This window comes from Shewanella sp. MBTL60-007 (assembly GCF_019654915.1).
Lineage (GTDB): Bacteria > Pseudomonadota > Gammaproteobacteria > Enterobacterales > Shewanellaceae > Shewanella.
On the sequence record NZ_BPET01000093.1, the window covers coordinates 1 to 11,496 of the forward strand.

Genomic DNA, 11,496 nt, shown 5'->3' on the forward strand with positions numbered 1-11,496 from the left:
GCCTGCATAATGATATCAGATGGGTAATGTCGGCCTGTAAAGTTGATTGTCATGCAGTGGATACTCCAAATTAATATTCGAAGAGCATCTACACTTTTGTTCATTTCGTCAACTTTGCGACAAAACCCTTTTTACTATTTAGTTACAATGCCCATTTAGCTCGGCATGATTATATCTTTGATATCCTTCATTTTTAAAATATAAAAGCAATATCTAAGTTTGCAACACAACTTGATTATCCCGAAATCAATTTTCAGTTTTCATTTGTTCTCTCGTAAAAATTCGGCTAAATCTAGGGTCGTTTTTACACCCAGCTTTTCTAACACTCTTGATTTATAGGTACTTACCGTTTTCTGATTAATACCTAATTCAAAACTAATGTGCTTATTGGTGAATCCTGCAACCAGTAAACGCGCCACTTGTAACTCCCTGTATGATAATCTGGAGATGGTGTTCTTTGACTTTGCGTTTAAAAGATTATCAACATTTTGCAATATTAGCCGCGCAGTGTCAGACACCAGCATTTGTCGTTTAAGCGAAGTGATACTATTATCTGTGAAGTATACTAATTTATCGTATAGCAAAATAATCTTTGATTCTTCGCCTGACAAATAGTAGATGAGGTCCTTTGAAAACAAGCTTTCGCTTACGATAGCAAACTCTACAGGAGTGACACTAATTAACTTTTTAAGTTGATTGGTGTCAGAGACGTTTTGCACCTCGTAGCTACAAAGTTGATTGTTTAGCGCTTTCGCAAGCGCCTTTCCTCTTGTTAAGTTTTCATCCACCACTACCAAGATTGATCGAATCACGGAATTAAGTGATAAATCAATTTGGTTATTTAAGTAGAATACCCTAGAATAATCTTCGATACTCATTGGCTTACCTGTGTAAAAACCTTGGCATACGTCGACGCCTATTTCTTTCAGATATTGCCAAGTTTGGTCGTCTTCTACGCCTTCAGCTACGCAGGTCATATTTAAAGACTGCGCCATATGAAGCATGGTTTGTGTCAACTGTTGTAAGCGATAATTGTCCTTAACGGCAGAGATAAACACCCGATCAATTTTTAGCTCAGAGAACGGCAAATCTACTAACTGCTCAAGCGAAGCGTAGCCAGTACCAAAGTCATCAATTGACAACTTTGCGCCATTTAGCCTCAATCTAGCTAAGTTTGCTAGTGCTTGAGAGGTCACGTTGTATGCCGCTTCCTCGGTTATTTCTAGGGTTAACCGGTCAATAGGGAACTGGTGCTTTTCACAGACAGTTAGAGTTAAATTACACAAATCACTTTCGAGTAAGATAGGGTTTATGTTGATCGATAATTGAATCTGGCTATTTAGACGACTAATCTCTGAAATGGCTTTGTTTAAAACCACCAAATAGAGTTTTTGATCCAATGCCATCTTCTTGATCACTGGTAAAAAACAGCTGGGATTGATTAATTTCCCTTTCGCGGATTGTAACCTAGCGAGAGCCTCAAGCCCATACAGTCTTCCTGTATGAAAATTGTATTGTGGTTGAAAAACGACACTGACTCTGTCATTTTCTAGTGCATCAATGACCTCATTTTCATTTGAAAGTGGTTCAATTAAACTTTCGGTCAGCTGTTTATCACGAACACACTCAAAACTTTCAACCACACCTGCAATTTGTTGTAATGAAAAGGGCTTTGTCATCGAAGCAACAAACATATAACCCAGTTGAATACACATACCTTGGGTAAGTTCAATGACATCCTCAACTGCAGCAGTTGTAATTACCACCCCTTTAATCATTTCTGGAGCCAAATGATTGCAAAGCAAATCAATCCCGTCAGTTTCAGGTAAACTCAAGTCACAAAAAACCATGTCAAACTGCTGTCCCGTAATGGTTTGTTTGATTTGCTGAACTTTTTGAACTAAGGTGACCTTGTCGAATCCTAGTTTGGAAAGCTTAATCACAATATCCGTGGAATGGAGGATATCATCTTCTATAACAAGTATATTCAAATTGTTACCTATATTCTTTCAATGCTTTTTGGGCTTGATGTAATACTTCTTCTAGAGTGATTATCAGCTCTTTTACTAATTCGGCTTTGTTCGTGTTGAGTTCAATTTGTTCACATAACCTTCGCAAGTATGCGTGCTCAATGATACTCGCAGATCCTTTCACTCTGTGTACAATAGCGATGAGATCAAAATGATCATGTTGTAACTCCTCCAAAATCACCTTAATTGACTTTACTAATGCGTTTGCGTATTCCTTCCCATAATCAGTCTCATTTGGCAACTCAAGAACCCATTTGGTATTCCCATCAGCAAGTATAGAATGGAGAACGCTGGATAATTCTGATATGGTGTACGGTTTGTAAATCAAAGTATCCATACCCACAGCCATTGCCTTTTCGGTATTAGTCAGTGAATTATCCGCTGTGCATCCTATTACTGGAATACGATCTGCCTCCGTGTAATAAGTAATGAGCTGTTCTACAAATTCAAAACCATTAACTTTCGGCATATGACAATCTGTTATCACACAATCAATTTTTGCATCACTCTTTATGATATTTAAAGCCTGGCTACCATCGGTTGCTTGGGTAACCGACAAACCAAGATCTGCTAACTGCTTAGACAGTAATAAGCGATTCATAGGATCATCATCAACTATCAACACGTGAGCCGATAGCGACGAACTTGTTGAACTATCATTAGTAGTCAAAGTCTGTTCAATCTCATTAAGGCTAAAGTAGATTTGGTCGGGGTAGACGATTTCTCGCCCCGGATTGATTGAGTCTGACTTACTTTCCTTATGCCCTAAAATTTGCCACCAAGTGACCTCGGCCTCGTCCAACAGTTCTCGATTGCCTTCAGTATTGTTTACGGTCGAGGGCTTGGTCTCTATCGGAATATCGATCTTTATGTTAGTTCCCACGCCAAGGGTACTGTGAACATGGATCTTTCCCTTCATCAGCTCAATTAAATTGGCTACGATCGACATTCCTAACCCTGTACCACCATAATGTTTTGAGGTGTTGGGTTCTGCTTGCACAAAAGGCTGGAATAATTTAGCCAACTGAGCTTCGCTCATGCCAATGCCAGAGTCTTTAATCCTGATGGTCAATTGATTGTGGTTGTTGATAATTGAAATCGATATCCAACCGTTCGATGTAAACTTAACTGCGTTCGATAATACATTTGAAATCACTTGGTTGATACGAACTGAATCGATCAATGCGTAAACGTATTCGGTTGGCTTCCAATCAAACCAAAAGCGAACGCCTTTGTTTATTGCCAGCGCCTCAAAAGGTCTTATCGTAGGACAGATTTCCGTAACCAACACCACCCACTCTTTGTTCATCGATAGTTGGTTCGCTTCCATCTTGGAATAATCCAAAATATCGTCCACCAGCTCTTTCAATCGATTCGCCGAAATGATCGCGTTATCCAGTATGTTATGTTTATCTGCTCTGTTTGGATTGTTTTGTATCATCTCCATAAAGCCGAGCATCGTTGAGATAGGAGTTCTAAGTTCGTGACTCACTATGGCAACAAAATCGCTTTTCTGTTTAGCCAGTCCCATCGCATTTTGTTCAGATAAGATAAGTTGCCGCTCTTTTCTTTGCTCATGGGTAATGTCAAAAAAAGACGTCATGAAGAAGGCAGCAACATCATCACTACCATGATTGATTGCGCAATGAATTACTTGAAAGATTCTACCAGCAAGGCGATGTGATGCCTGATCCACTTCGATTACTCGAACGAATGGAATTCTCAAATCTTGATCAATAAAACTAAGTAACGTATCTGCTAAATCTAGGATGTCATCGTAGCCTGCTAGCCTTGACTCATTGTAATATTGCTTGTTTGCAAATAGCAGTTGATTACTGTTATCGCGAATACAGATCATATGCGGGATAGTGTCGAGCACGCTATGTAGCCATTCCACCTTAAATTGCGAGAGAACCATGGAGGCATAGTGGCTATCCAGAATAGATTTAAGACGCTTGAAGTACTTAATCGTAAACACGGTAATCAAACATATCACGACAATAAGCAATACAACATAACGGAACAATTCTTGTCGATCATAGCCGATGCTGTAATCAATTCGGTCGTAAGTTCGACCTATATTTAAGTATTCACGTGCGCTAATAGTATTCAGTGCTTTGTTCATAACATCCAATGTTGACTGGTCAGATTTATTGATCAACATCGCAATACTTGTTGAGAACGATTTGCTTGATGGTGATGGCACCAGCTCCAGAATGTCATCTACATCACCAGACAAAAGAAGGCTTTCGAGAAGGTGGCGGTTGATGTATGCATGAGAGAGCTGACCAGTTTCTAGATCTGCCAGTATGTTCTGCAATTCGTCATAGGCAATATATTCGGTAACCATATTAAACGCATGAAAGATGCCGACGCGATCCAGTACCCCGATATTATCTAGGGGTTGTTCTGCCAGTGAGCGGACATAGAGATAATCAGCCTGTGCGTACTGTCGAGTAGCGGTAAAAAAATTAGAATCGTAGCTCTCCGCATTATAAAGGGGTAAAACATCAACCAAACCACTTGCCAACATAGATTCTACATTGCGGCCCCTAACCGGAACATACTTAAAGGTGATGGGGGTACGCGCGCTAATTTTGTCCAACACGTCTTGTATGAAGCCAGAATGTCCTTCATTGGACTTGTCGCGATAGAAGTATGGAAAAACATCACCTGCAACAGTGAATTTAACCTCAAACTTATCGTTTTCACCTAATCGAAATTTTTGCAAGTTGGTATTAATCCAATACTTGGAAAGAAGACGGTCAAGCGTTCCTGATTCGTTCCAATGAGCGACAAGCCTATCGAGCACTGCTTTTAATTTAGTCTGTTTGTTGGAGAGAATAATGTAAGTCGGAACTGAGCCAAGGCTGTAGTCAATCTTTAGCTGACTATCATCAATATCCAAGTTCTCCAGTATCCACAAGGTGGAATCATAGGAACTAAATATAGCGTCTACATCGTCTCTAAATAGGCTCTCATTAAATTCGTTGCCGTTATTAAACGAAACATAATTGTATCCAAGCTGTTTCAAGTACTCACAATACATGGTACCTGCAATGCATGCCCATGTAAGTTGGCTATGTTCTAATTGCATTTTCGACTTTTTTAACAGGATGATACGGTTAACCGAAAATATAGGACCAGAGAAGCTAAAGCGCGATAACCGCGACGGACTTTTGATAAAGCCATAGGAGGCGTCAATTTCATTAGCGTCTAGCGCCTCTAGCAAACTGGCTAAAGTATCAAACTGAATATACTCAATAGCTAAGTTAAGCTCTTCACCAGTGAGCTTAGCTAAATCGTGCAACAACCCCGACGGCAACTCTGCATTGCCTCCCCAGTAAGGAAAACGAGTAATGGTGTGAACCCCGACTTTTAGCACCTTTTTTTGTTGGACGTATGCCAGAGTACTACTGTCGTGTAGAGAATCTAATCCATGAGCATCTTGGCACGTCATCATTGCTACCATAGAAATTGCGAGTGACGATGCTACTGAAATCATATGGATAAAACAAGATTCAAACCTTGCGTTCAGTGTTGTCAATGAGGCAATAATTATGCTTGGTTTTCCTTGTTTTTTGTCCAGTTTGAAATTAGTCGTTATCATAAATTAATTCAAAGTTTTAGACGGTTAGTCAGCAAGTGGTACCATAGAAATGATCATACATTTAATATAAATTAATTTTATCTTAAAAAAACTGTAACCGCACCATTTGTTGCGTAAGTTCTTTCTAACACTATTGACTTAACTTTTAATCACAATAGATATCGAATTCAACTGCGAAGTACGAAACTCTCCAATCTCAAGCTGACAATGCCATCTCTTTAAAGACAACCGCTGGTTGCTTAAAGTCTAAACATTTTTCGGTCGATAATTTATTTGTGATACAGTGAACTCAATATCGCTATTTGTTACCGTTGTTAAGTCGGTTCCTTTCTTCCAATATTTCCTTAAAAATCTGACAGCATACTCATTGTCTCTAAGCTTCCAAGAGCTATAAGGGTGGGTAAGGTTCTGTTGCAAAGTTTTTGTTAGATGTAAGCGTGTCGATCTGGTTCTGTAGTATGGCCGCGAACTAAATCGGGTTCTGTCGCAAACTGAGAACTGACCACTATAAACTGAGGAAACGGTCCTCCTCAGATACAATTAGGCCGCCAAAGAATAAAACTGCTCCCATGGTGTCATATTTTCAGCAGTGTCCATTTGCCCCTGCTTAATCATTGACCAAATCTCAACACCTGCAAGCGTTGACTCTGCACCTTCCCAGGACTTCCATCCCAAACATTGATGCATTTTTCCTTTCACTCTTCGATGACTTTTGTTCGACAATATTATTCAGATATTTAATGGCCAATACCTCAATCATAAACTGCATATGCCCTGACAGCCAAAGGTGGATATTGACAGTATCCAACGCCGCAGCATTGGCACCACTTTTATCAATGACGACCTTTTCTGGCAAGCCATGTCGGTTGATGGCCTGACTGAAAAATGCCCGGGCGGCTGGCTCATCACGGGTTTCACTTAGGTAACAATCAATAATAGCGCCGTATTTATCGACAGCTCGATAATAGTAGAGCCAGCGACCTTTAACTTTGATGTAGGTTTCGTCCATTCGCCACGAACCAGAGACTCGACGCTTTTTCTTCCTGAATAAGGCTTCGAGTAGTGGCGCATACTTGATAACCCAACGGTTCAGCGTTGAGTGGTCAAAATGGATATTCCTCTCAGCGAATATTTCCTCAATTTCACGGTAACTGAGTTTATAAGCCAAGTAATAGCGAAGCGCCTGCATAATGATATCAGATGGGTAATGTCGGCCTGTAAAGTTGATTGTCATGCAGTGGATACTCCAAATTAATATTCGAAGAGCATCTACACTTTTGTTCATTTCGTCAACTTTGCGACAAAACCTAAACTGCTCTATCTAACTCCTAGTATTTCAAGTTAATGTGATGCAATTGATTCAGGTTTCACATCTGGAATAGCAAGTTTTAGTGAACGAACATAGCTTGTTCCGTGAATTGTGATCCCGCCTTCGTAATCACGACTTCCATCAGGTGTGATTACAGACACTTCGCTTGGGTTCCATGCTTCAAAGAAGCTAGTTAGATCATAACCAGATACTTGAGAGGCACAGGCCATAAGTAAATCACCTTCACGCAGGCCTTGCGAGTTTCGTGCAGAACAAGCTTGATTATTGATGTTACGTGCTTCGCGGTGCATCATTTTAATCATGTTCCAGCCTTCGTCTTTACCGTAATAGCTAGGAATTGCGTCTGCTGCAAAATGATCGGCAATCTTAAAGTGGCTTTCGCCCCAAATTTTTAACTGCGCAAACATCACTAAGCGTGAACCTGCATCACCGTGACTCCAAACATGGCCGTGATCGCGGTCAATCATCATAGGCGCTTTTTGAATGTCAGTTTTAATGCGATCCATTTCGCCCATGCCATTATCACGCTGCTCTTGCATGTATAGCGCTAGGATGTTGTTAGCAACTTCGGTGGCACCTTTTACGTTAAATGGTGCTGCCGCCAAGTTATGGCCTACTTCATGCCACAATAACCAGTCATTAACTGGGTTAGTTGGTATGGTGTTGCTATTAGGCTTGTAGGTAGTGCTCATAACCGGATAGCCAGAGTGCGCTGCGCCAATTGAGATCTGCACATCGTTAACAAAACGGTGACTATGCTCAGGTAATGACTTGTCAGTAAAGCGCATATTCCCTTCTGAGTTATCGCGAGCATGGAAGTCACTGGCTTTGTTAGCAAAGCTGTTCATGCCATCAGCAAACTCTTGGATGTTAGTCTCTGCAACGTTTTTCACAGGTGTAGTGTAAACAAAGTGACCTGTAACAATTTCAGCTAAAGGTACATCTGAGTTAACAGAGTTTTGCCACTCACCGTCTTTCCATAAAGAAGCTTGTAACACATTGCTAAAGCCAAACTCTACCAAGTTTTGGGTGTCAGTTTTAGCGGGTTTGATATAAATCAGGCCGCCATAAGGTGCGATGATTTCAGTGCTTGCTCCTGCTTTATGTGTCCATGATTTTTGTACGCGAGAAGGGCGCTTAAGTGCGACTTCATGCTGGTGTTTACCGGTAACATCATCAACTAGCGCAACGGTAATCGTTGCATCATGTGCGCCTGTTACTGTCACTGGAGCATGTTTAATTGCCCAAAGACCAGTCGATTGCATGTTGTTTGCTGTACCGATAACGGCATTGTTGAATGTTTCAATTTCAACGCTTGCATTGCTACCCACTTCAGCGGTGTTACCAGGATAAATGCTAGTATCAACACTAATTTCGTTATCCCAATATGAACGACCAAGCATAATACGAGTTAACGGTTTCTCTTGGTAATTTAGTGGATAACTTGGGTTAAGCTCGCCTGCTTCAGTAAGCATGCCGTAGTCAGTTAACTTTTGATGAGTTTGCTCGCTGCAAGCATTATCAGGCTGATGCTCATCAGAGGTATAACAGTTTAAAAACTCAACCGCTTTTTTAAATCCTAGTTCGTCTTGAGCACTTGGATCGTACTTGTACTGCTCGTCATTCCAGAACCAAATAGACAGGTTATCGTAGGTTTGGTTTAACTCATTTAGCGATAAACGTGTGCCTTCAATGCCTTTACTGCGGTAGTAGATTTCATGTTGGTATAGTTTTTCAACGTTTGCGCCAAGGTTTGCCGCTTTCACCATAGTGCTTACAACTTCTGGTGAGATCTCATAACGGCTAAAGCGTGGCCTAAAGTAGGTGCCACCTGTCGATATACCATGACCATTACGAGTTTCAATACAACCAATTTCATAGTCATAGCTAGCGTCTGTACACTCTTTGACTTTCGGGAATTCAGCTTTGATTTTGGCAACAGCGGCTAAGCGTTCTTGCTCATTTTTAACACTGAAAAATGCAAAGTTGGTTTTCTCAGTGCCGTCACTATTTTTGCTTGTATAGGTCGCTACATCAAAGGTTGGCTTGTCGATAGGACGTGGGAATGTGACTGTGCCATCTTGGTTGATGACAAACTTTGACATATCATCGAATTTTTCATAAGTCACTAGCGTATCTTTCAACACCGCACGTGTATTTGCCTTAGGTGCTTGGCAATAGTAACTTTCACCGCAGAATCCCTGTTTAGTGCGGGCAAGGTTGGCGCCACCTAAAGAAATCCCAGCAGTGTCAGCTAAGCGCGCAATAGGCTCTGGGTTTAATTGCTCAATAGCATCCATAAACAATACATTACCGCCAGCATTGATATAGTTAATCAGTGCTGTAATGTCGGTTGTATTTAGTTTAGGTTGCTCAATATCTGCCAGTACTTTACCGCTCATACCGTCACCAAAAATAGCCGTTTCATAAGCTTGTAGGATCAAGAACGGCATCGTTTTTGGATCAAGACTGTCGTAACCACCGCTAGTAATAGGTTCGACAGTTAGCTTGTATGAGTCGTCAACAAAGAAGTCATATTGCTTGTTTGAGTTAACATTTGACTGCCACACTTTACCTATGTTCGAACCCACAGTAACGCTATTGCTGCCATGGTTATACTCTGGCGCAAACCAAGTAAACATGTTCATAAAGAAGGTTGGCATACTGCCGTTATCTTTACCCGCATCTTCACCACCGGCCCAGTAGTTATCTGGTTTACTTAGGATATTTGGGTACAGGCTGTTACCCATAAATACCACATGACCATTACCAATTTCGCCCGCCGTAATCACAGGTAAATTATAGGTCGCGGTATCTTTGCCAACTAACTCAGGTCTTTTTAATACAACATCTGAGTTGGCATCAATGATCTTTGCATCCGTAACATAAGGGAAGCCATCATTACGACGGTTAGCTTGCTCTGCACCAAAAGGTAGCCAGAAGTTAACATCATTACGTGGCATTAATACTGGGAATGCAGTATTAGAGGTGTTCATTGAGCGCATGAAACGTGCGTAACCCACTTCACCATAAAATGCAGTGTTATCATGGAAAACATGGAACTGATCTACATCGGTATACAGTTGTTGCAGTGTATCAGTTACATACTGGCTCTTTTGCAATAGCGGACTTGCAACCTGATAGCGTGCTGCTGGGTTTTGATTTAGTTCAGTATCAATGATTTGCGCTAAGCCATTATCAAACTGGGCATTAAACTCATTTGGTACGCGGAACTCGGTATCTTCAATTTGCGCGCCGTTTGGCAGATTGATATTAATGATTTCATTAATTGCATTTGGATACTGAGCGAAAACTTGATGCACCTTGTCATCAAAGCTAACAACTTCATGTGAATGGGTTGCGTAACGTGCCGTTAGCGCATCAATATTGCGCTTAACGATTTCATTTTCAGAAACATCCGATAACTTGTAGTCAACTTGATTACCTTTGACTGAACCAAAGGTAAATGTATCGATACCAAAGGTGATTGTTTCACCCCAAACATAGTCAATAGCACCTGTCTCATCAGTAATACCACGGGATGATTTGGTGTAGTAGTTTACGCCTTTGACAGGTTTACCGTCAGCATCAGTTAATACACTCGTAGTTAGCACTTGTGCGTCGCTGCTAGGCTTGTAAGTGTAGGCATCTTCTGCTGCTGCAGAAACAAAACCAGCGTTGATGTCTGGCTTGGCTTCTTCAGTGACTTCTGGTGTTAGGGTGTTGTCGACGTGTGAGCTAGGTGCTTTATCGACTTGGTCCGTTTCTTCAGCAGCTGGTGGATTTAAAAATGCATCAATATCTTGGCTGTTTCCGCTAGAAAATAGCGGTGCAACATCAAAGCTATCTAATTCATCTAAACAGATCTCAGTTGTGATAGCAGGGCAGGTGCTAATTTTTGCCATAACGTTTGCGCCATCAGTGACACTGATTGCATGCGACCACTCATCTTTCATATCTAACGCCATTGCGTTATGAGTATCACGTGTCCAACCTTCAGGTAGCGGAATATCTTGGTTTAATAGCTCTAATGAACCATAAGAGCAGCTTACGTTATCGCCATCTTTAAAGGTAAAGTGCCCTGTATCGCCTAAAGCTTGACCATTACAGCTAATGTGGCCTGATAGGGTTTTACCATTTAGTAATAAACTACCTTGATAGGTTTTTATCGCAGGCAGAATTTCTGTTGGTGGAATTGTTTCAGTTGTGCCACTAAAACATTGCTTATTGGTATAGGTATCTTGCTCTGCAACTAAGCTTTTTAGTGCGCTTTGGCAAGCTTCTGTGCTTGTATAATCGTTTGCTTTAAATGCATCGCTGTTACTAATTTGCTCTTTTGAGTCAGTGCTACAGAAAAAGTGTTCACTAGTGGATAGCGTTTGCTTAAAAGTCTCTTCGCAAAGTTTGTCATCAATGATGTCAAATGATGGAAGAGTAGGATTGACAGTCCCGTCCTCACAAGCGGTCAATAAATTGCCTATTACTACAGCAAGTATTAAGTTTTTCATTCTATAATCTCATGACCA

At 41.0% G+C, this 11,496-nt stretch carries 4 protein-coding genes and 1 pseudogene; all 5 read right to left on the reverse strand.

Annotated features, from left to right (window positions below):
* Nucleotides 1–260 precede the first annotated feature (260 nt).
* Nucleotides 261–1,991, reverse strand: coding sequence for an EAL domain-containing protein (locus tag K5Q92_RS22695; protein ID WP_220771110.1), 1,731 nt, complete (start codon nt 1,989–1,991; stop codon nt 261–263).
* Nucleotides 1,992–1,995: 4 nt separating this feature from the next.
* Nucleotides 1,996–5,640 carry an ATP-binding protein gene (locus K5Q92_RS22700; RefSeq protein WP_220771111.1) on the reverse strand — a complete coding sequence of 1,215 codons (3,645 nt, stop codon included), beginning with the start codon at nt 5,638–5,640 and terminating at the stop codon, nt 1,996–1,998.
* Nucleotides 5,641–5,836: 196 nt separating this feature from the next.
* Nucleotides 5,837–6,039: pseudogene (locus K5Q92_RS24330) on the reverse strand (IS30 family transposase); the annotation flags it as partial.
* Nucleotides 6,040–6,180: 141 nt separating this feature from the next.
* Nucleotides 6,181–6,874 (reverse strand): IS6 family transposase gene (locus K5Q92_RS22705; RefSeq protein WP_259649679.1). Its coding sequence is split into 2 segments (ribosomal slippage): nt 6,181–6,351 and nt 6,353–6,874, totalling 693 coding nucleotides; the frame shifts between segments, so codons are not numbered across the junction.
* 107 nt (nt 6,875–6,981) lie between these two features.
* The gene (locus K5Q92_RS22710; protein ID WP_220771112.1) at nt 6,982–11,478 is read right to left on the reverse strand and encodes an SslE/AcfD family lipoprotein zinc metalloprotease; all 4,497 of its coding nucleotides are present in this window, start codon (nt 11,476–11,478) and stop codon (nt 6,982–6,984) included.
* Between the last annotated feature and the right edge of the window lie 18 nt (nt 11,479–11,496).